Origin of the sequence: Microvirga pakistanensis, assembly GCF_004458765.1 — a bacterium.
In the GTDB taxonomy this organism is placed as follows: Bacteria; Pseudomonadota; Alphaproteobacteria; order Rhizobiales; family Beijerinckiaceae; genus Microvirga; species Microvirga pakistanensis.
In genome coordinates, this window is record NZ_SPJX01000485.1 from 1 (window position 1) to 223 (window position 223).

The window sequence follows — 223 nt, forward strand, 5'->3', positions numbered from 1 at the left end:
GACCGCATTCCCGATTTCAAAGTGCTCGCCGTGCAGGCGGCCGCGAAGGTGGCCAACGGCCGCTCCGGCTTCGGCATGCTGATTGACGGCACCTACGGCCGCGAAGCCTTATTCCGCGCCGCCGATCATCCGTTCTGGATCGGTCGCCCGGTGGAGCTGCCGGGCTCGCGCCCGCTCGATTTCGAAGGTGGCGGCAGCATCGGCGCGAAGCTCGTGGAATGGC

Annotated in this window: 1 protein-coding gene; it reads left to right on the forward strand. The window is 67.7% G+C overall.

The features are described 5' to 3' along the window. The coding region (locus E4K09_RS22005; RefSeq protein WP_134499845.1) for a 2-deoxy-5-keto-D-gluconate 6-phosphate aldolase domain-containing protein at positions 1–223 on the forward strand (223 nt) is incomplete at both ends.